This window comes from Roseburia sp. AF12-17LB, from assembly GCF_003479605.1.
GTDB classification, from domain to species: Bacteria; Bacillota; Clostridia; order Lachnospirales; family Lachnospiraceae; genus Roseburia_C; species Roseburia_C amylophila.
The window spans coordinates 304,178-325,884 of the sequence record NZ_QUHR01000002.1 but is presented as its reverse complement, the minus strand read 5'-3'; the positions used below and the strand labels follow the sequence as shown (position 1 = coordinate 325,884).

At 41.8% G+C, this 21,707-nt stretch carries 19 protein-coding genes and 1 pseudogene; all 20 read left to right on the top strand.

All coding sequences use genetic code 11. The features are described from left to right. The first annotated feature begins 18 nt into the window (after positions 1–18). Positions 19–876: a polymer-forming cytoskeletal protein gene (locus tag DWV68_RS04210; protein WP_118057389.1), complete on the top strand. Its 858-nt coding sequence runs from the start codon at positions 19–21 to the stop codon at positions 874–876. Continuing rightward, positions 876–1,571, top strand: a complete 696-nt coding sequence (gene pyrH / locus DWV68_RS04205) for a UMP kinase (protein ID WP_022243275.1) — start codon at positions 876–878, stop codon at positions 1,569–1,571. Before DWV68_RS04210 ends, pyrH begins: the two co-directional genes overlap by 1 nt. Positions 1,572–1,586: 15 nt before the next feature. Then, complete coding sequence (gene frr / locus DWV68_RS04200; protein WP_022243274.1) at positions 1,587–2,141, top strand: ribosome recycling factor; 555 nt, start codon at positions 1,587–1,589, stop codon at positions 2,139–2,141. Positions 2,142–2,223: 82 nt separating this feature from the next. Continuing rightward, positions 2,224–2,925: pseudogene (locus DWV68_RS04195) on the top strand (isoprenyl transferase); the annotation flags it as partial. 1 nt (position 2,926) lies between these two features. Then, positions 2,927–3,733, top strand: a complete 807-nt coding sequence (locus DWV68_RS04190; RefSeq protein WP_117841155.1) for a phosphatidate cytidylyltransferase — start codon at positions 2,927–2,929, stop codon at positions 3,731–3,733. A gap of 8 nt (positions 3,734–3,741) precedes the next feature. Continuing rightward, a complete protein-coding gene (gene dxr, locus DWV68_RS04185) occupies positions 3,742–4,884 on the top strand; it encodes a 1-deoxy-D-xylulose-5-phosphate reductoisomerase (protein ID WP_117698708.1) in 1,143 nt (380 codons plus the stop codon). Between the two features lies 1 nt (position 4,885). Next, positions 4,886–5,917 (top strand): RIP metalloprotease RseP, encoded by a 1,032-nt coding sequence (rseP, locus tag DWV68_RS04180; RefSeq protein WP_118665099.1) that lies wholly within the window; start codon positions 4,886–4,888, stop codon positions 5,915–5,917. Positions 5,918–5,945: 28 nt separating this feature from the next. After that, a complete protein-coding gene (gene ispG, locus DWV68_RS04175) occupies positions 5,946–7,004 on the top strand; it encodes a flavodoxin-dependent (E)-4-hydroxy-3-methylbut-2-enyl-diphosphate synthase (RefSeq protein ID WP_118057388.1) in 1,059 nt (352 codons plus the stop codon). An 8-nt stretch (positions 7,005–7,012) separates the two neighbouring features. Further along, the gene (locus tag DWV68_RS04170) at positions 7,013–11,533 is read left to right on the top strand and encodes a PolC-type DNA polymerase III (protein ID WP_118057387.1); all 4,521 of its coding nucleotides are present in this window, start codon (positions 7,013–7,015) and stop codon (positions 11,531–11,533) included. Positions 11,534–11,571: 38 nt separating this feature from the next. After that, the gene (locus tag DWV68_RS04165; protein ID WP_118057386.1) at positions 11,572–12,408 is read left to right on the top strand and encodes a purine-nucleoside phosphorylase; all 837 of its coding nucleotides are present in this window, start codon (positions 11,572–11,574) and stop codon (positions 12,406–12,408) included. Positions 12,409–12,499: 91 nt separating this feature from the next. Then, positions 12,500–13,804, top strand: a complete 1,305-nt coding sequence (locus DWV68_RS04160) for an amidohydrolase (RefSeq protein WP_118057385.1) — start codon at positions 12,500–12,502, stop codon at positions 13,802–13,804. 10 nt (positions 13,805–13,814) lie between these two features. Continuing rightward, positions 13,815–14,573, top strand: coding sequence for an MBL fold metallo-hydrolase (locus DWV68_RS04155; protein WP_118057384.1), 759 nt, complete (start codon positions 13,815–13,817; stop codon positions 14,571–14,573). Positions 14,574–14,701: 128 nt separating this feature from the next. Next, the gene (locus tag DWV68_RS04150) at positions 14,702–14,866 is read left to right on the top strand and encodes a vanadium nitrogenase (RefSeq protein ID WP_117698712.1); all 165 of its coding nucleotides are present in this window, start codon (positions 14,702–14,704) and stop codon (positions 14,864–14,866) included. An 18-nt stretch (positions 14,867–14,884) separates the two neighbouring features. After that, on the top strand, positions 14,885–17,548 hold the full coding sequence (gene alaS / locus DWV68_RS04145; protein WP_330408383.1) for an alanine--tRNA ligase: 2,664 nt from the start codon (positions 14,885–14,887) through the stop codon (positions 17,546–17,548). A gap of 160 nt (positions 17,549–17,708) precedes the next feature. Continuing rightward, positions 17,709–17,885 carry a 30S ribosomal protein S21 gene (rpsU, locus tag DWV68_RS04140; RefSeq protein ID WP_021737899.1) on the top strand — a complete coding sequence of 59 codons (177 nt, stop codon included), beginning with the start codon at positions 17,709–17,711 and terminating at the stop codon, positions 17,883–17,885. Positions 17,886–18,402: 517 nt separating this feature from the next. Further along, complete coding sequence (gene spoIIIAA / locus DWV68_RS04135) at positions 18,403–19,350, top strand: stage III sporulation protein AA (protein WP_147337980.1); 948 nt, start codon at positions 18,403–18,405, stop codon at positions 19,348–19,350. After that, positions 19,338–19,856, top strand: a complete 519-nt coding sequence (locus DWV68_RS04130) for a stage III sporulation protein AB (RefSeq protein ID WP_158561845.1) — start codon at positions 19,338–19,340, stop codon at positions 19,854–19,856. The genes spoIIIAA and DWV68_RS04130 overlap by 13 nt, the downstream gene beginning before the upstream one ends. 11 nt (positions 19,857–19,867) lie before the next feature. Next, positions 19,868–20,062: a stage III sporulation protein AC gene (gene spoIIIAC / locus DWV68_RS04125; RefSeq protein WP_022243260.1), complete on the top strand. Its 195-nt coding sequence runs from the start codon at positions 19,868–19,870 to the stop codon at positions 20,060–20,062. A 9-nt stretch (positions 20,063–20,071) separates the two neighbouring features. After that, positions 20,072–20,455: a SpoIIIAC/SpoIIIAD family protein gene (locus DWV68_RS04120; RefSeq protein ID WP_117841147.1), complete on the top strand. Its 384-nt coding sequence runs from the start codon at positions 20,072–20,074 to the stop codon at positions 20,453–20,455. Beyond that, complete coding sequence (locus tag DWV68_RS04115) at positions 20,452–21,669, top strand: stage III sporulation protein AE (RefSeq protein ID WP_118057381.1); 1,218 nt, start codon at positions 20,452–20,454, stop codon at positions 21,667–21,669. The genes DWV68_RS04120 and DWV68_RS04115 overlap by 4 nt, the downstream gene beginning before the upstream one ends. The last annotated feature ends 38 nt before the right edge of the window (positions 21,670–21,707 follow it).

The following is a 21,707-nucleotide window of genomic DNA, read 5'->3' as shown; positions in this document are numbered from 1 at the left end:
AAATGGAGGTTTTTAAGAATGAGCTTTTTTAAAGATTTTAAAGAGGATTTATCACAGGCAGTGAACGAACTGGTACCGGGTGAAGACGCAACAGAGGCAGCAGAGCAGGATAGCGATGTAGTAGTCAATACATTGGAAGATGAACTGGATGTGGAGTCTGAATTATCCAAATTGGACGGACTTTTAGAAAAGGTTACCAAGGATGCCAATGCTCCGGTAGAGAAGGAAGCACCGGCACAGGAAACAGAAACAAAAGTAGAGACACCAGCTGCAGAAGAAAAAGAAGATTTACATATTCAGGAGGAAAGTAAAATGAGTGAGACAACAGCAAATGAAACCATGACAATGCCAGAAGAGACAGTAACACCGGTACAGCCGGCAACTCCGGCACATTTTGCTCCGGTTCAGACATCAGATGAAGTTTCAGATGAAGTATCTGTAATCACAGAAGGAACATCCATTACAGGTAATATGGCATCTACTGGTTCTTTAGATATCCGTGGAAATATTAATGGTGATGTTCAGTGTAATGGCAAGCTGGTTGTTACCGGAACTATCAATGGAAACAGCAATTCTGCTGAATTCTTCGCTGATGCTGCAAAAGTAGAAGGTGAAGTAGTAAGTACCGGAACTGTTAAAATCGGACTTGGTTCTGTCATTATTGGAAATATTACCGCAAGCTCTGCAGTTATCGCAGGAGCAATCAAGGGCGATATCGATGTTCAGGGACCTGTAGTTGTAGATACTTCTGCAGTTGTTATGGGTAACATCAAATCCCGTTCTGTTCAGATTAACAATGGTGCAGTTATCGAAGGTTTCTGTTCCCAGTGCTATGCTGATATTGATGTGGAAAGTCTTTTTGGAGAGAATAAATAATGAAGAGAGTATTTTTAAAATTAAGTGGAGAAGCACTTGCAGGAGAAAAGAAAACAGGTTTTGATGAGCCGACCGTAACAGAAGTTGCCCGCCAGGTAAAACAGATTGTAGATGGCGGATGCCAGGTTGGAATCGTAATTGGTGGCGGTAATTTCTGGAGAGGACGTTCCAGCGAGACTATCGACCGTACCAAAGCAGACCAGATTGGTATGCTGGCAACGATTATGAACTGTATTTATGTATCTGAAATCTTCCGTTCTGTTGGAATGATGACACAGATTCTGACTCCGTTTGAGTGTGGCAGCATGACCAAACTTTTCTCAAAAGACCGTGCCAATAAATATTTTGAAAAAGGAATGGTAGTATTTTTTGCAGGTGGAACAGGACATCCTTATTTTTCAACAGATACCGGAATTGTACTCCGTGCCATTGAAATGGATGCAGAGGGCATTTTCCTGGCAAAAGCCATTGACGGTGTCTATGACAGTGACCCGAAGGTAAATCCGGCAGCAAAGAAATATGATGAGGTATCCATTCAGGAAGTGATTGATAAGAAGCTTGCAGTAGTAGATTTAACCGCATCTATTATGTGTATGGAAAATAAAATGCCAATGTATGTATTCGGATTAAATGAGCCGGACAGCATTGTAAATGCAATGAGCGGAAAATTTAACGGCACGAAAGTGACTGTATAATAAAGGAGATTATTTATGGATAGCAGATTAAACCCATATGAAGAGAAAATGCAGAAATCATACGAGAATCTTGTGGAAGAATATGCAACTATCCGGGCAGGAAGAGCGAATCCGCATATCTTAGACAGAATTACTGTAGATTATTATGGAACACCGACCCCGTTACAGCAGGTTGCAAATATCAATGTTCCGGAGCCAAGAATGATTCAGATCCAGCCTTGGGAAGCATCCCTTGTAAAAGAGATTGAAAAAGCAATTTTAACATCTGATTTAGGCTTAAATCCAACCAACGATGGTAAAGTAATCCGTCTTGTATTCCCGGAGCTTACCGAGGAAAGACGTAAAGAACTGGCAAAGGATATTAAGAAAAAGGGTGAGAATGCCAAGGTGGCAATTCGTAATATCAGAAGGGATGCCAATGATGCATTCAAGAAACAGAACAAAGCAAATGAAGTATCTGAGGATGAATTAAAAGAATTAGAAAACGATACTCAGAAAATTACGGATAAATATATTGCAAAAATTGATGGTGCAGTAGAGGAAAAGACAAAGGAAATCCTTACGGTATAATCTTATCCATGTACGACACATATGGGGACATAGCGCGATTGCCGTGTCCCCTTTTATGTTGTAAACATCTGTAAAAAGGAGAACAAAGATGAAGATTCCAAAACATGTTGCAATTATTCTGGATGGAAACGGACGCTGGGCAAAGAAAAGAGGAATGCCAAGAAACTATGGACATACCATGGGGGCAAAGAATGTTGAAGTTATCTGTAAAGCAGCGCATGATCTGGGCATAGAATACGTAACCATGTATGCATTTTCCACAGAGAACTGGAACCGTCCACAGAATGAAGTAGATGCTTTGATGAAGCTTTTGAGCAGTTATCTTAAGAACTGTATAAAGACAGCGGACAAGAATAATATGAGAGTCCGTGTAATCGGGGATACCAGCCGGCTGGATGATAAATTCCAGCAGCAGATTGCTGTATTGGAAAGAGAATCTGCCCATAATACGGGACTGAATTTACAGATTGCCATTAATTATGGAGCAAGAGATGAAATGATCCGTGGAATGAAGAAAATGTGGCAGGATGGTATTTCGGCAGAGGAGATTACCGAAGAGAAATATGAATCCTATCTTGATACGAAAGATATTCCGGATCCTGATCTTATGATCCGCACCAGTGGAGAACAGAGGCTTTCCAACTTCTTGCTGTGGCAGTTTGCTTATAGTGAGTTATATTTTACTGAGGTTCCATGGCCGGACTTTACACCGGAAGAACTGCGTAAAGCAGTAGAGGATTACAGCGGAAGAGACCGGAGATATGGAAAGATAGAGGAGGAGTAATATGTTTAAGACAAGATTATTAAGTGGAATCGTGCTGGTAATTCTGGCACTGGTATTCATTATTACCGGAAATGATTTGCTGCTGGCAGTAACCGGAATTATTTCTTTGATTGGATTGTATGAACTGTATCGTGTGTTTAAAATTGAAAAAAGCTGTGCCGGTGTCGTCGGCGGACTGGCAACGATTGTATATTATTGCAATCTGAAATTTCAGTTTATTCCGGATATGATGTTATTTGTCATCGCACTTTTGGTAGTGCTGATGTTTGTATATGTATTTTCTTATCCGAAATATCATACCGAGCAGATGTTAGCAGCATTTTTTGGTGTATTTTATGTATCGGTGATGCTTTCTTATGTATATCAGACCAGAATGCTACCGGGTGGAGCTTATATTGTATGGTTAATTTTCTTATGCTCCTGGGGCTGCGATACCTGTGCATATTGCGTGGGTGTGCTGATTGGAAAACACAAGATGGCACCGGTGCTTTCTCCGAAGAAATCCTGGGAAGGAGCTGTTGGCGGAGTAGTGGGAGCAGCATTATTAACCCTGATTTATTGCTTTGTTTTCCAGGGCTCTATGGGAAGCACCAACCGTGATATCATTATGCTTTGCATGATTTGTGCGATTGGGGCAATCATATCTATGATTGGAGACCTGACTGCATCTGCAATCAAACGTAATTATGACATTAAAGATTATGGCAAACTGATTCCTGGCCATGGTGGAATCTTAGATCGTTTTGACAGTGTAATATTTACAGCGCCAATTATTTATTATCTTGCATTATATCTGATTGGCAAGTAGGAGGAAACATGAAGAAGATTGCAATTTTAGGTTCCACTGGTTCCATCGGAACCCAGACACTTTCTGTTGTAAGAGAACATGGAGATATTGAAGTAACTGCACTTGCGGCAGGACATAATATTGCAAAATTAGAAGAACAGATCCGGGAGTTTCATCCGGCTTTGGTTGCTGTATGGGCAGAAGAGGATGCGATTGAGCTTCGGACAAGGGTTGCAGATTTGAAGGTAAAGGTGGCTTCCGGGATGGAAGGACTTTTAGAAGTAGCAACGGAAGAGAAAGCAGAGATTCTTGTAACTGCCATTGTGGGTATGCTTGGTATCCGTCCGACCATAGCCGCTATGAAAGCAGGAAAGGACATTGCACTAGCTAATAAGGAGACTTTAGTTACCGCAGGACATATTATTATGCCGCTGGCAAAGGAATGTAATGTGAAAATCCTTCCAGTGGACAGTGAACACAGTGCAATCTTTCAGTCTCTGCAGGGAGCCGGAGACAATAAAATTGCAAAAATACTTTTGACAGCTTCCGGCGGACCATTCCGTGGAAAGAAGCGGGCGGAATTAGAACAGGTAAAAGTGGAAGATGCATTGAAGCATCCGAACTGGAGCATGGGACGTAAAATCACTATTGATTCCGCAACCATGATAAATAAGGGACTTGAAGTCATTGAAGCAAAATGGCTGTTTGATGTAAATGCAGACCAGATTCAGGTTGTAGTACAACCACAGAGTATCATACATTCTATGGTAGAGTATGAAGACGGTGCAGTCATTGCACAGCTTGGAACGGCAGATATGCGGCTTCCAATCCAGTATGCCCTGTATTATCCGAAACGGTTACACTTAAGTGGAGACCGGCTTGATTTCTGGAAAATGAAGGCAATTACATTGGAAGAGCCGGATATGGAGACTTTTTACGGATTGAAACTGGCTTATGAAGCCTGTAGAAAGGGCGGTAACATTCCGACTGCTTTTAATGCAGCAAATGAGAGAGCGGTAGCAATGTTCTTAGACGGAAAGATCCGTTTCTTGGAGATTCCGGAAATTGCACAGGCGTGTATGGAGCAGTGTACCTATATTGCCAGTCCGTCCGTAGAAGAAATCCTTGCAACAGAGCAGGCTGCGTATGAGTATATAGAGAGCAGGTGGTAGATTGAAAATAATCATTGCAATCTTAATGTTCAGTTTTATTATTATTTTTCATGAACTGGGACATTTTTTGCTGGCAAAGAAAAATAAAATCAAAGTAAATGAATTTTGTCTGGGACTTGGACCAATGCTATTTGGAATTACAAAGGGAGAGACAAAATATTCCATAAAACTGCTGCCTTTTGGTGGAGCATGTATGATGGAAGGCGAAGACGGAGAGTCGGAAAGTGAAGGCTCCTTTAACAGCAAGTCCGTATGGGCGAGAATAGCAGTTGTAGCGGCAGGACCGGTTTTTAACTTTATTCTGGCATTCCTTCTGGCACTGATTGTTATCGGGACAGCCGGATTTGACCGGCCGGAGGTAAAAGGTGTTATGGAAGGATATCCGGCAGAGGAAGCAGGACTTCAGGCTGGAGATATCATTAAAGAAATCAATGGAAAGAACATTCATATTTATCGTGAAGTAAGTGTTTACACGCTGTTTCATTCCAATGAGAATCTGGAAGTGACCTATGAAAGAGATGGAGAGGAATATACCTGTACCATCAGCCCAAAATATAATGAAGAAGCAGGAAGAAATCTCTTTGGAATCTATGGAAATACCATGCGTGAGCGGGGTAATATTTTTGAGACTATAAAATATAGCGTATATGAAGTGAAATACTGGATAGAAGTTACCATGGACAGCTTGAAGATGTTAGTGACCGGAAGAGTCAGTGTCAATGAACTTTCGGGACCGGTAGGTATTGTAAAGAATATTGGTGATACTTATGACGAGAGCAAGTCAGCTGGAACGCTATCGGTGGTATTGACATTAATTAATTATTCCATAATGCTGACTGCCAATCTTGGAATTATGAACCTGCTTCCATTACCGGCATTAGACGGAGGAAGACTGGTATTTCTGATTATAGAAGCCGTCAGAAAGAAACGGGTGGATCCGGACAAAGAGGGCATGGTTCATTTTGTCGGACTGATGCTGCTTCTGGCATTGATGGTGCTTGTTATGTTTAACGATATTCGAAAATTATTTTAAATAATCCTGCACAGGAGGAAAAGCAATCATGGAACGAAAAGATACGAAAGTGGTAAAAATAGGAGACCGTATCATCGGTGGAAAAAATCCAATCCTGATACAGTCAATGACCAATACAAAGACAGAGGATGTAAAAGCAACCGTAGAGCAGATTAACCGTCTGGCAGCGGCAGGCTGTGATATCATCCGCTGTGCGGTGCCGACAATGGAAGCCGCAGAAGCATTGACTGAGATTAAGAAGCAGATAGCAATACCACTGGTTGCAGATATTCATTTTGATTACCGGCTGGCTATTGCTGCCATGGAGCATGGAGCAGATAAAATCAGAATCAATCCGGGCAACATCGGAAGCAAAGAGCGTGTGCAGGCTGTGGTAGACGTAGCAAAGGAAAGAAATATTCCAATCCGTGTGGGAGTCAACAGCGGTTCACTGGAAAAAGATTTAGTAGAAAAATATCATGGTGTTACTGCAGAAGGCATTGTAGAAAGTGCTTTGGATAAAGTGCATCTTATTGAAGATATGGGATATGACAATCTCGTGATCAGTATCAAATCTTCAGATGTTATGATGTGTGTAAAAGCCCATGAACTGATTGCTGAGCAAACCAATCATCCCCTGCATGTGGGAATTACAGAGGCAGGAACGATTATCAGCGGAAATATTAAATCCTCCATTGGACTGGGACTGATTTTAAATCAGGGGATTGGAGATACCATTCGTGTTTCATTAACCGGAGATCCGTTAGAAGAAATCAAATCAGCAAAACTGATTTTAAGAACCTTGGGACTCCGCAAGGGTGGCATTGAGGTAGTATCCTGTCCGACCTGTGGAAGAACAAGAATCAACTTAATCGAACTGGCAAATCAGGTAGAGAATATGGTAGCGGACATTCCTTTAGACATCAAGGTTGCTGTTATGGGCTGTGTAGTCAACGGACCGGGAGAAGCAAAGGAAGCCGATATCGGAATTGCCGGCGGTGTGGGAGAAGGACTAATTATAAAGCATGGTCAGATAGACCGTAAAGTACCGGAGAATCAGCTCTTAAGTGAATTAAGAAAGGAACTTTTGAACTGGAATAAGGAGTAGGAAAAATTATGGCAAAACTGTTTTTTGAAGTTTTTCCGACATTAAAGATTACCGGAGAGATGAGTGCACTTTTGAAAGAAACAGAGATTACAAAAGTGGCATCGAATTCCGCACAGAATGCACTGCGGATTTATTTAGAGAGTACAAGGCTAATTCCCAAACCGGAAATCTATCATATTGAACAAGAAATCAGACAACAGCTATTTCCGCACAAGGAGATAGCTGTTAAAATCATAGAAAAATTTAATTTATCCAGCCAGTATACACCGGAAAAACTGATGGCGGTATACCGGGAGAGTATTTTAGAAGAGATTCGCAATTACAGCGTACTGCTCTATAATCTGATGCGCTGCAGCAAAATGGAATTTGACCGGGAAGACCATATGATTCTTACCTTAGAGGATACCATTGTTGCCACAGAGCGGAGTAATGAACTGATTGATATCTTAGAAAAAATCATCTGCGAACGTTGTGGATTAAAATTAATGATTGAGCCACAGTATGAGAAGCCGGCAGAAAATGATTATTTAAAGAGTGCAGACAGCCAGATTGAAACAGAGGTTGCCCATATCGTGGCACGAACCGCTGCTGCAAGAACGCAGAATGCGGATGGCATGGAACAGCCTGCTGCCAATGAAGCAAACGCACAGCCCGATGCTAGAGCGTCAGAAAAGGAAAAAACACCTGCTGCCCCGGAGAAAAAACAGACTACCGGCACAGAAGGTGCAGGAGCAGCACCTGCTGCTGGAAAGAATAACTTTTCCGGCGGAAAGGATTTCAAGGGAAAATCTTCCTTCCAGAGAAGAGATTTTGTTAAAAAATCAGACAATCCGGATGTTATTTATGGCCGTGATTTTGAAGAGGATGCAATTCCGATTGAGACCATCGTAGGTGAAATGGGAGAAGTTGTCATCCGTGGACAGATAATGACATTAGATACAAGAGAAATCCGTGGTGAAAAGACAATTATCATTATGTCGGTAACGGATTTTACGGATTCCATTGTGCTTAAAATCTTTACAAAAAATGAGAATCTACCGGAACTGATGGGAGATTTGAAAAAGGGAGCATTTCTTAAAATTAAAGGTGTAACGACCATTGATAAATTTGACAGTGAGCTGACCATCGGCTCCATTGTCGGAATTAAGAAAATCCCTGATTTTACTACAATAAGAATGGACAACAGCCCGTTAAAGAGAGTAGAGCTTCATTGCCATACCAAGATGAGTGACATGGATGGTGTTACTGATGTAGGAGATCTGGTAAAAAGGGCATATAAGTGGGGACATAAGGCACTGGCGATTACCGATCATGGAAATGTCCAGGCATTCCCGATTGCAAACCATGCACTGCCGGATGACCCGGACTTTAAGATTATCTATGGTGTGGAAGCTTATCTTGTGGATGACTTGAAGGACATTGTAGAAAATTCAAAGAATCAGTCTCTGCAGGATACCTATGTGGTATTCGATATAGAGACCACCGGATTTTCACCGCTGGTAAATAAAATTATTGAAATTGGTGCGGTAAAAGTAGAAAAAGGGAATATAACCGAGCGCTTTTCCACTTTTGTTAATCCGGAAGTGCCGATTCCGTTCCACATTGAAAATCTGACCGGAATCAAAGATGATATGGTAATTACGGCACCGGTGATTGCAGAAGTTATGCCGGAGTTCTTAGCCTTCTGTGATGGTGCTGTTATGGTAGCACACAATGCTGATTTTGATATGAGCTTTATCAAATATAACTGTGACCGTTTAAGCATTCCTTATGATTTTACCATTGCAGATACTGTTGCCATGGCACGAATGCTGTTGCCGAATCTGAACCGTTTTAAGCTGGATACCGTAGCAAGGGCATTAAATATTTCGCTGGAGAATCATCACCGTGCGGTAGACGATGCAGCATGTACCGCTGAAATATTTGAAAAGTTTGTAAAAATGCTTGCTGACCGTGGCATCAATACACTGGATGAATTAAATGCCGAGGGACATGTCAGCAAAGAGACCGTTATGAAGATGCCGACCCATCATGCTATTATTCTTGCAACGAATGATCTGGGTCGTGTGAATCTCTATAAGCTGATATCCTTATCCCACCTTGATTATTTCCATCAGAGGGCGAGAATTCCAAAGAGCGAATACTTAAAACACAAGGAAGGCTTACTGATTGGTTCTGCCTGTGAGGCGGGAGAACTTTATCAGGCAATTTTACAGGGACGGCCGCAGGAAGAGATTATCCGTCTGGTGAAGTTTTATGATTACCTTGAAATCCAGCCTCTTGGAAATAATGCATTTATGATAAAAGATGAAAAAGCACCGATTTCCACCATGGATGAATTAAAGGACATTAACCGCCGGATTGTAAAATTAGGAGAAGAATTCCATAAGCCGGTTGTGGCAACCTGTGATGTGCATTTTATGGACCCGGAGGATGAAGTATACCGTCGTATTATTCTGGCGGGTAAAGGCTTTAAGGATGCCGATGAGCAGGCTCCGCTATATCTTCGTACCACAGAAGAAATGTTGGAGGAATTCAGCTATTTAGGCAGTGAGAAAGCGAAAGAAGTTGTTATCGATAATACCAATAAGATCGCAGATATGTGCGAGCGCATTTCTCCGGTTCGCCCGGATAAGTGTCCGCCGGTAATTGAAAATTCCGATCAGATGCTGCGTGATATCTGCTATAACAAGGCACATGAGATGTATGGAGAGGATTTGCCGGAAATCGTATCGGAGCGGTTGGAGCGGGAGTTAAAATCCATTATCGGAAACGGTTATGCGGTAATGTATATCATTGCCCAGAAGCTGGTTTGGAAATCAAATGAGGATGGTTATCTGGTAGGTTCCCGTGGATCCGTAGGTTCTTCTTTTGCGGCAACCATGTCCGGAATCACGGAGGTAAATCCGCTGGCACCGCATTATTACTGTGCCCACTGTCATTACAGTGATTTTGATTCGCCGGAAGTAAAGAAATATGGCGGACAGTCCGGTTGTGACATGCCGGATAAGCGGTGTCCGAACTGTGGCAAGCCGTTAGTGAAAGCCGGTTTTGATATTCCGTTTGAAACATTCCTTGGATTTAAGGGGAATAAAGAGCCGGATATTGATCTTAACTTTTCCGGTGATTACCAGAGTAAATCCCATAAGTATACAGAAGTAATTTTCGGCGCGGGACAGACCTTCCGTGCCGGAACCATTGGTACGCTGGCAGATAAAACCGCATTCGGTTATGTAAAGAATTATTATGAAGAGCATGGTGTGCATAAGAGAAATTGTGAGATAGACCGGATTGTGCAGGGCTGCGTGGGAATCCACCGGACCACCGGACAGCATCCGGGAGGTATCGTAGTATTGCCGGTGGGGGAAGAGATTTATTCCTTTACACCGATTCAGCATCCTGCTAACGATATGACAACCGATATTATTACGACGCATTTTGAGTACCATTCCATTGATCACAACTTATTAAAGCTTGATATTCTCGGACACGACGATCCGACCATGATCCGTATGCTTGAGGACTTAACCGGAATTGATGCACAGAAGATTCCGTTGGATGATAAGTCCGTCATGTCCTTATTTAAGAATACCAGTGCACTGAGTATTACACCGGATATGTTGACAAACTGTACACTTGGAGCACTTGGAATTCCAGAGTTTGGAACAGACTTTGCGATGCAGATGTTAATTGACGCAGATCCGCAGTCCTTTTCCCATCTGATTCGAATTGCAGGTCTTTCACACGGTACGGATGTATGGTTAGGAAATGCCCAGACATTGATTGAAGAGGGAAAAGCAACCATTTCTACGGCAATCTGTACCCGTGATGATATTATGATTTATCTTATCAGTATGGGACTTGACAGTGAGGAATCCTTTACCATTATGGAGTCTGTCCGTAAGGGAAAGGGCTTAAAACCAGAGTGGGAGGAAGAAATGACTGCCCACGGCGTACCGGACTGGTATATCTGGTCCTGTAAGAAGATTAAGTATATGTTCCCGAAAGCCCATGCGGCGGCATACGTTATGATGGCATGGCGTATTGCTTACTGCAAGGTGTTTTATCCGCTGGCATATTATGCAGCATACTTTTCCATCCGTGCAACCGGATTCAGTTATGAGCTTATGTGTCAGGGAAAGGATAAGCTGAATTACTTCATGCGTGATTATGAGAAACGAAAGGATTCACTATCGAAGAAGGAGCAGGATACCTATAAGGATATGCGTATTGTGCAGGAAATGTATGCAAGAGGCTATGAGTTCTGGACCATTGATTTATATAAAGCCCAGGCATCCCGTTTCCAGATTATTGATGGCAGACTGATGCCTGCCTTAAGTACGATAGATGGTCTTGGCGAGAAGGCGGCAGAGGCAGTGGTAGAGGCTGCCAAGGATGGTCCATTTCTATCCAAGGATGATTTCAGACAGCGGACCAAAGTTAGTAAGACCGTAATTGATCTGATGGGAGACCTTGGATTATTCGGGGACTTGCCGGAATCGAACCAGCTTTCTTTATTTGATTTTTAATACATAGGAAGGTATAATTGTTAAAAGGAGTGAGGAGCATGAACGAAGTATATGAAAAGCTTTTAAAATGTTATGCATGTTTTGAAGATAAGATTGATTTTAAACCACAGGCAGCATTGATTTTAGGCTCCGGATTAGGAGATTATGCTGACACGAATATGAAGGTGGAAGCAGTGCTTGATTATCACGATATCGAAGGGTTTCCGGTATCAACGGTACCGGGGCATAAGGGGCGCTTCGTATTCGGTTATGTAGGGGATGTGCCGGTAGTATGTATGCAGGGACGTGTGCATTATTACGAAGGTTATTCCATGCAGGATGTTGTGCTGCCAACAAGATTAATGAAAATGATGGGCGCAAAGGTACTCTTTCTTACCAATGCTGCAGGGGGAATACAGCAGGGAATGAAAGCCGGAGATCTGATGATGATTACCGGGCAGATTGGCTGCTTTGTACCATCTCCTTTAATCGGGGCAAATATCGATGAACTGGGGGAACGGTTCCCGGATATGAGCCATATCTATGATGAGGATTTGCAGAAAATAATCCGAAAAGCTGCCATTGAAGCAGATATTCCGCTTCGGGAAGGCACTTACCTGCAGTTATCAGGACCGAATTTTGAGACACCACAGGAAATTTCCATGTGCCGCGTACTGGGGGCAGATGCGGTAGGCATGAGTACAGCCTGTGAAGCCATTGCAGCAAATCATATGGGAATGAAAATCTGCGGTATTTCCTGTATTTCAAATCTTGCGGCAGGAATTTCACCATTTTCCCTGACACACCGTGAAGTTCAGGAGACAGCAGATCGTGTTGCACCATTGTTTAAAAAGCTGGTGACTGATTCTATTACCGGTATGAATACATTTCTGTAAGAAAATGGTATAGTGGGAAGCAGCTATAGAAATTAAATATAAGAGGCAGATATCTATCAGGAGAAGGTAGAAGATAAGGAGGGGATTGCGTATGAATATACGTTTTTACAATGCCAGAATCTTAGCGCCGTCAGAGGGACATTCTTTTCAGGTGATAACCGGGGAATTGTGGGTAAAGAAGAATGAGATTATCTATATCGGGGATGGCCTTGATACGGAACGTGTTTTTGAAAAAGAGCCGGCAGGAATGATTCTTTGGGACAGGGAAATTGACGCAGAGAAAAACCTGCTGCTGCCGGGATTTAAAAATGCCCATACCCATACGGCTATGACATTTTTACGTTCCTATGCGGATGACCTGCCATTACAGGACTGGCTGACAAAGCAGGTATTTCCAAAAGAGGCACTGCTTACGGCAGATGATATATACTGGCTCAGCATACTAGGCATCATGGAATATCTGACCAGTGGCATCACTTCAAATTTTGATATGTATTTCTTTCCGGAGACAATTGCAAAGGCTTCCATAGACTGTGGATTCCGGACCATGCAGGTCAGCAGCTTCAATGATTTTACAAGCTCCATTGAAGAGATGGAAGAAATTTATCATAAAGTCAATGAAATGAGTGACTTAACCGGTTATGTGCCGGGATTTCATGCGGAATATACCACCTCAAAAGAGCATTTAAAACAGGTGGCAGCATTATCCGAAAAGCTGCATGCACCGGTGTATTTTCATAATTCCGAGACTGCACTTGAAGTAGAACAGTGTAAGGAGCGTTATGGAATGACACCGACCCGGCTGATGGAAGAGCTTGGAATGTTTCAATATGGCGGCGGTGGTTATCACTGTGTATATTTTGAAGATGAGGATTTTGAAATTTTTCGAAAGAGAAATCTTACGGCAGTAACGAATCCTGCATCGAATCTGAAGCTGGCAAGCGGAATCGCACCGATTGACCGCTTTATAAAAGAAGGAATTAATCTTGCTATCGGAACAGATGGTCCGGCAAGTAATAACTGCCTTGATATGTTCCGGGAAATGTTTTTAACTACCGGTCTGGCAAAGGTCAGAGAAAAGGATGCAGCCTGTGTTGGTGCAGAAGAAGTACTTTATATGGCAACGACAGGAGGAGCTGCTGCCATGGGATTAAATGAATGCGATAGTCTGGCAGAGGGAAAGAAAGCAGATTTAATCATGCTTGATTTAAAACAGCCGAATATGCAGCCGGAAAATAATCTCGTCAGGAATATTGTATACAGCGGAAGCAAACAGAATGTAAAGCTTACTATGGTAAATGGACAAATTCTTTATGAAGATAACACATTTCAGATTGGATTTGAACCGGAAGAAATATACCGGAAAGCAAATGAAATTATTGGCAGAATGAAATGAGAGGAACGATATGAAAGTAATATTTGTACATCATAGCTGTTTTGTGGTGGAAATGGAAGATGTGGTTTTGATATTTGATTATTTTGAAGGAAACCGTGTAACCGGTTATACTTTTACCGGAGTGCTTCCGGTATTTGACAAAGACAAATCCATTTATTTCTTTGCAAGCCATAAGCATCAGGACCACTTTGATATGAATATTTTAAAACTGGCAGAGGATTATGAAGACATTCATTTTATTTTGTCAAAAGATACCAAAATGAGTCCGAATTTTATGAAAAAACACGGTATTCCGGAGCGGGCAAAGAAATGTATCGAATATGTCATTCCGGATAAGAAATATGAAATCGGAAAAGTGAAGGTAAAAACCCTTCGTTCCACGGATGCCGGTGTGGCGTTTCTGGTAAAGACCTGTGGCAAGACCATTTATCATGCAGGAGACCTTCATAACTGGAAGATGGAGCATGTGGGAGAGCTGATTAATGGCAAGATGGAGCGGGACTACAGACACCAGATACGCAAGTTAGAAGGTGAGCATATCAATGTGGCATTTGTGGTTTTAGACCCGAGACTTGGTGTGTATACTGACCTTGGTTTGGCTTATTTTATGAAAAATGTGGAAGCTGATTATGTATTCCCGATGCATATGTGGCAGGATTATTCTGCCATTGAAAAATACAAGCAAAAATGTGATAATCATTTGTATACGGACCGAATCATGGATATCGAAAAAGAAAATCAGGTATTTGATATGGACAATCTCAAATGAAATTCTTGAATTATGCCATTAATTGGTCTATACTTAATACGTTTCCTGCTTAGGGGAAGGAAACTATTTCGTTACACGGGAAATCGGTAAAAAGTGGTTCCCGTAGTTAAAAACAGGAGGAAGAATGTATGGATAATTTTCTCGCATTTGGAGGCAGTTTTTTACAGTATGTAGTTATTTTTGTGATTCTGGTTGCAATTGCAGTTCTCGGTGTATTCACAGGTATTGCACTGCGGAAACGGAAAGATGCAAAGGAACTGGCATTACATGAAGATAAAAAGGAAGAAAAATAGTTTTTTGGAGGAATTATTGTGAAGAAATACGGAGTAAATGACTTAAGAAGAATGTATCTTGAATTCTTTGAGAGCAAAGGACATCTGGCAATGAAGAGCTTTTCTTTAGTACCACATAATGATAACAGTCTTCTGCTTATCAATGCTGGTATGGCTCCATTAAAGCCATATTTTACAGGACAGGAGATTCCGCCGAGAAGAAGAGTGACAACCTGTCAGAAATGTATTCGTACCGGAGATATTGAAAATGTAGGTAAGACAGCAAGACATCTTACCTTCTTTGAGATGCTTGGAAACTTCTCTTTTGGTGATTATTTCAAACATGAAGCAATTGCATGGTCATGGGAATTCCTGACAAAAGTGTTAGAGCTTGACCCGGAGCGCCTGTATCCGTCTATTTATGGAGAAGACGAAGAAGCATTTGAAATCTGGACCAAAGAAGTCGGTGTTCCGGCAGAGAAAATTACCAGATTCTATCGTGACCCGGAAACCGGAGAATGTGATAACTTCTGGGAGCATGGTGCAGGACCTTGCGGACCGTGTTCTGAAATCTATTATGACCGTGGAGAAAAATACGGCTGTGGAAGTCCTGACTGTAAAGTAGGATGTGAGTGCGACCGTTTCATGGAAGTATGGAACAACGTATTTACACAGTTTGAAGGAGATGGCAAAGGTGGTTATACCGAGCTTTCCCAGAAAAATATTGATACCGGAATGGGATTAGAGCGTCTGGCAGTTGTTATGCAGGATGTAGACTCCGTATTTGATATTGATACTATGAAAGCAATCCGTGATAAGATTTGTGAATTATCAGGAAAGACTTATCAGCAGGATGCATTAGATGACGTTTCTATCCGTCTGATTACAGACCATATCCGCTCTGTAACCTTTATGGTATCCGACGGAATTATGCCAAGTAACGAAGGAAGAGGTTATGTTTTAAGAAGACTGATTCGTCGTGCTGCAAGACATGGCAGATTACTTGGAATTGATGGACTGTTTCTGGCAAAACTCAGTGATACTGTTATTCGTGAGAGCAAGGATGGTTATCCGGAATTAGAGGAGAAGAAAGATTTCATCTTCAAGGTATTATCTCAGGAAGAAGAAAAATTCAATAAAACAATTGATCAGGGACTTGCTATCTTAGCAGAGATGCAGGACAAGCTGGAAAAAGAAGGAAAGAAAGAATTATCCGGAGCGGATGCTTTCAAGCTTTATGATACTTACGGATTCCCTCTTGACCTGACCCAGGAAATCTTAGAAGAAAAAGGATTTACCATTGATGAAGCCGGATTTAAGGCCGCAATGGAAGAGCAGAGAGAGAAAGCAAGAAAAGCAAGAAAAGTAACCAACTACATGGGTGCAGATGTTACCGTATATGAATCCATCGACCCAAGTATTACAACTGAATTTGTCGGATATGAGAACAATACTTATACCTCAAAGATTACAGTAATGACTACCGAGACTGAAATCACAGAAGCTTTATCCGATGGTGAGATTGGAACTATTTTCGTAGAGAAGACTCCATTCTATGCAACCATGGGTGGACAGGTAGCAGATACCGGTGTTATCAGCAGCAAGGACGGAAGCTTTGTCTTTGAAGTAGAAGATACCGTAAAGATGCTTGGCGGCAAAGTCGGACATATTGGTAAAGTTACCAAGGGAATGATTAAGACCGGTGATGAAGTAGAACTTTCCATTGATGCAGACAGAAGACTTGCAATCGGAAAGAACCACAGTGCAACACATCTTCTTCAGGAAGCCTTAAGAGAAGTACTTGGTACCCATGTACAGCAGTCCGGTTCTTATGTAGACGAGCACAGATTAAGATTTGACTTTACACATTTCTCAGCAATGACAGCAGATGAGATTACCAAAGTGGAAGACATTGTAAACCAGAAAATTGCAGAAGCACTTCCTGTTATAACAGAAGTAATGTCTTTAGAGGATGCAAAGAAGACCGGTGCAATGGCATTATTTGGTGAGAAATACGGTGATAATGTCCGTGTTGTAAAAATGGGAGATTTTTCTACCGAGCTTTGCGGTGGTACCCATGTAAGCAATACAAGTGCAGTCCAGGCATTTAAGATTATTTCCGAGGCTGGAATCCAGGCTGGAGTCAGAAGAATTGAAGCCCTGACATCCAAAGGTGTATTTGAATATTATGACCAGTTAGAAGAAACCTTAAAAGAGGCTGCAAAATTATTAAAAGCGACACCTGCAAATCTTGTTGAGCGTGTAAATCATGTATTAGGCGAAGTAAAAGCATTACAGTCTGAAAATGAATCCTTAAAGAGCAAAGCGGCAAAGGATGCATTAGGTGATGTTATGAATCAGGTGGAGGAAGTAGCTGGTGTGAAACTTTTAGCAACCAGCGTTTCCGGTGTAGATATGAATGGTTTAAGAGACTTAGGAGACCAGCTCAAAGAGAAGCTTGGCGAAGGTGTTATCGTATTAGCTTCTGATTGTGATGGCAAAGTAAATCTTGTTGCAATGGCAACTGAGGAAGCAATGGGCAAGGGTGCACATGCCGGTAACCTCATCAAGGGAATTGCTGCGAAGGTTGGCGGAGGCGGCGGTGGCCGTCCCAATATGGCTCAGGCCGGTGGTAAGAATCCGGCTGGCATCAAAGATGCTTTGACAGAAGCAAAGACTGTTCTTGCACAGCAGTTAGCATAAAATATACTGAATTAAAAATATTTTCCGGAAAATTGGAAAAACAGAAAAAAAACGGTTGACGTACGGGAAAATTATGCTATAATCTTTGGTAGTGCAATAAAATTACCCAAACAGTTGAATATGCACAATACGCAACTGGAGGGAGGTTAGGTGTGAGACAATGTCAAATGTAATCGTAAAAGAAAACGAGACGTTAGATAGCGCTTTACGCAGATTCAAAAGAAACTGTGCGAAAGCTGGTATCCAGCAGGAAATCCGTAAAAGAGAGCATTACGAGAAACCAAGTGTTAAACGTAAGAAAAAATCGGAAGCTGCAAGAAAACGTAAGTACAACTAATAAGATAGAAAGCTGTCACATTTGTGGCAGCTTTCACTTTTTTACTTTACAGGAAATTGTTTTCCTGTAAAGTAAAAAACGCTCCGCGAGGATGCACACTGCGGCGTATAAGGTAGATGTCGCAAGCGACCGCCGCAGGCGCGAGAATGTGCCAAGGCACATTCTCTGTTCTATTGCCAAGCTTATGGGTTGCCAATTATCTATAAGAAGCTATCGATGACAGTTTCTGTAGGCGAGAAACAAATTTTAGAGCATATTTTATAAGACAAGTCATATATTAGTCGTGAGGAGAAATCCTTGCGACTTTTTTACTTTACAGGAAATTGCTTTCATGTAAAGTAAAAAATGCTCCGCGAGGATGCGCACTGCGGCGTATAAGGTAGATGTCGCAAGCGACCGCCGCAGGTGCGAGAATGTGCCAAGGCACATTCTTTTTTACGCATGTTTCTCGTAGTTACGCGAGTAGACTAGAAAGAATATATTGATAGACCGAAAGAAAGGAGTGAATCCGGAAACAATGTTAGAACAGGTACTTCAGATTTTCCCAGCAGAGCTTCGGAAAATGCTGCTTGCAAATAAAGATAAATTAAAGGAGACAGAGGAAATACGCATTCGTATAAACCAGCCGATGATTCTCTGGGATGGGAGAAAGGAATATTTTTTAGATAAGCTAAGTGGCAGATTAAGTGTGGAGGCGGAAGGAAGTTATTACATAAAGGAAAGTGATATTTCTGCGATGCTGACTTTTTTAAGCAGGTATTCCATTTATGCCTATGAAGAAGAGTTAAAGAGTGGATTCCTGACCTTAGAAGGTGGACACCGGGTAGGAGTAACCGGACAGATCCGGATGGAGGGAGAAAAGGTGGAACAGCTTGCTTATGTCGGATCATTGAACATAAGAATTGCACATCAGAAGATTGGATGTGCAAAGGAAATTCTGCCCTTTATCAGAACAGAACAGAGTGTGAGAAATACGCTTTTCGTATCTTCCGTTGGGATTGGAAAGACAACCCTGCTCCGGGACAGTATTCGTCTGATTTCCGGAGATGAGACAAGCAGAATACACTTTAAAGTAGGGGTGGTAGATGAACGTTCTGAGATAGCAGCCTGCTGCCATGGAATACCGCAGAATAATCTTGGCATACGTACAGATGTGATAGACCGGTGTAAAAAGGCTGTGGGAATGCGGATGCTTCTTCGTTCCATGTCGCCGGATGTAATTGCAGTGGATGAACTTGGCTCTATGGAAGATTTTCAGGCAGTGGATGAAGTATTGCATTGTGGCTGCAGTATTCTTGGAACCATTCACGCGGCTGATATGTTGGAGTTACAACAAAAGGAACAGCTTCAAAAATGGCTAGAACAAAAGATTTTTGAGCGGTATGTCATCTTAAAAAAGGATGATGAAGGAAGAAGACATTTTATGATTTATGATGGGACATGGGAAAAAATATGGTCCGATTGATAGGAGCAGTGCTGATACTTTTTGGAACAGTTGGAATTGGGTATGACAGAATGCGGCAGATAAAGCGTCATTATGAAGGGCTTTTAGACTGGCGGGAATGTATGCTCAAAATACAGGGAGATATGCAAAGCTTAAAGAAACCGCTGCCGGATATTATTGCAGAATTGGAGCATCATGCACCGGAAGTCTTTCAGTCCTTTTTTATGCAGGTTCATAAGGAACTGATGCAGTATGAGAACAGCAGTCCGAAAAGCTGTTGGAAGGAGGCATGGAAGTCATGGAAAAAAAGGGAAATCTTTACGAAAGAGGAGGGACAGCTGTTTTTGGAGTGCGGAAGGCTTTTGGAACAGGGAAGCGGAGGAATATTTGAAAAAGAGGCAGAGCTACTGATAGAGAGAATCAATATTTTGATTCAAAGGGAACAGACAGAGATGCGAGAGAGGATAAAAGTCAGCATGTACCTGTGTGCTACCGCAGGAATATTTCTGGTGCTGATTCTGGTTTAATGGAGGAGAAGATGAGCGTAAACCTGATATTTAAAATTGCGGCAGTCGGTATTTTGGTGACGGTAATCAGCCAGGTGCTAAAGCACAGTGGGCGGGAAGAACATGCATTTTTAACCAGTCTGGCAGGACTTTTGATTGTGCTGTTCTGGATTGTTCCATACATATATGATTTGTTTGAAACGATGAAGTCACTATTTTCGTTGTAGAGGAGAAATATGGATATTATTCAGGTTGGATTACTGGGGATCACTGCGGTTTTCCTTGCTCTTTTTATCAAAAATTACAAAAGCGAATACAGCATTTTAATCAGCATTGTGGCATGTATTTGCATCTTTATCTTTCTGATAGGAAAATTGGAGCTTGTATTGACTTACATCAATAGTGTGGTGGAGCTGATTCCTGTAGATGGAAGGTATCTTGCCATGATTTTAAAAATGATTGGAATTACTTATGTAGCAGAATTTGCAACAGATATCTGCAGAGAATCCGGGTATCAGGCAATTGCCGGACAAATTGAAATCTTTGCCAAGCTGTCGATTCTTTTAATCAGTATGCCGGTGCTGATGGGATTTATTGAAACGTTAGGGGCTTTTTTATGAAGAAACAACCATTAAAAAATGCGTTTAAAATGTTTGTAAGAACGGCAGGATGTTTCATTATAGTTTTCATGTTCTGGCTCATGCCAGGAGGACTTGTACAGGCATCTTCCGTATCAGCAGCATCAGATAACAGCAGGACAGGGACGGATAAGGATTATACGGATGATTTTATGGAACAGCTGGATTTATCAGAGATTGAGCAGTATTTAAAGGAACAGGATGCTACAGAAGAGATTAGTTTCTATGAACTGATTAAAGAGCTGGCAACCGGAAACTTTTCCTATGACGGACAAAAGCTGACGCAGGCAGTGGGAAGGATTCTGTGGGGAGAATTGCAGGATAATAAGGCAATACTGGTAACCGTTCTTTTACTGGCAATCAGCTGTGCATTTCTTAAAAATTTCTCCGATATTTTTCATAATACTTATATATCGGAGGTCTGCTTTTTCCTGATTTATATGGAGATGACAGTCCTGTTGCTGCAGTCCTATCAGATGATGAGTGATATTGTGGTAACGGCAATGAATCAGATTGTAGATTTTATGAATATGCTGATTCCAGTATTTGGCATGTCTCTGGCATTTTCCATGGCAAATTTTACAGCGGCAGGATTTTACCAGATTGCTTTTATCGTGGTTTATATTGTTCAGTGGGGAATGCTTGCCTGTCTGGTGCCAATGACGAAAATCTTTATCATGATGGAATTTATGAATTATATGATAGAAGGGGAACGTTTTAGCAGAATGTGTGAACTGATGGAAGAAATAATCCGCTGGTGCTTAAAATGTGCGATTGCAGCAACCATTGGTCTGAATGTGGTACAGACCATGGTGGTTCCGGCCATTGACCGCTTGAAAATGAGTACCGTTACAAAGACACTTGGAATGATACCGGGAATGGGAAATATAACAGGAGCAGTCAGTGAACTGATGCTTGGAGCGGGTATGGTCATTAAGAACAGTGTTGGAACAGCCGGGGTATTGATTTTACTTTTGCTGGTGATGTTTCCACTATGCAAAATGTTTTTGCTGAGTCTTATGTATAAAGTGACAGCAGCAGTAACCGAACCGGTATCGGATAAGAGGATCGCAGGAAGCATGAACGGCATTTGTCTGGGCTGCCAGCTGCTTACAAGGATTTTACTTACTTCGCTTGTACTTTTCCTTGTGACGATTGCCATGATTACTGCAGTATCCGGATTCCTTATGGGATAGAGGAAAGAAGAGAAATAAGAAGGGGAAGAGAGAGCAAT